This window comes from Bifidobacterium sp. UTCIF-39, from assembly GCF_006408715.1.
Classification (GTDB): Bacteria; Actinomycetota; Actinomycetes; order Actinomycetales; family Bifidobacteriaceae; genus Galliscardovia; species Galliscardovia tissieri.
Map to the genome: position 1 here is coordinate 1 of NZ_JEOG01000046.1, position 538 is coordinate 538.

Annotated in this window: 1 protein-coding gene; it reads right to left on the reverse strand. The window is 62.5% G+C overall.

The window, feature by feature from the left end; all coding sequences use genetic code 11:
• Positions 1 to 538 (reverse strand): aminotransferase class I/II-fold pyridoxal phosphate-dependent enzyme (locus EP30_RS10800; protein WP_140558678.1); only part of this gene is annotated, 538 nt, incomplete at both ends.

Sequence of the window (538 nt, forward strand, 5' to 3'; positions counted from 1 at the left end):
CCAGGCACAGCGGCCACATGGGCCTCATCCAACAGAGCCGAGGCAAAGTCGGCAGACGTCTTGGCCACGGTACCCTGCGGACCAAGCGGCTTGCCTAGCAGCGCGGTGATATCGGCGAACGCATAGAACGCGCCGGTCGGCGTCGGACAATACACGCCTTCGATATCGTTCAGTGCAGCCACAATCGCCTTGCGCCGCGCATCAAAGGCCTTGCGCATCTCATGCACTTCATCCAAGGGACCGGCCACAGCAGCCAGCGCGGCGCGCTGGGAGACATTGGCCACATTGGAGGTCATGTGCCCCTGCAGTTTGGTGGCGGCCTTCGCGATCTCCACCGGAGCGACCATCCAGCCGACGCGCCAGCCGGGCATGGCGTAGGTCTTGGCCACACCGTTGAGCACCAGCAGCTGATTGCGGCATTCGGGCACCACAGCACCGACATAGGTGGTATGCGCATCGTCATAGTTCAGGTGCTCATAGATCTCGTCGGAGATGATCCAGATGTGATGCTCGACCGCCCAACGGCCGATGGCCTTCA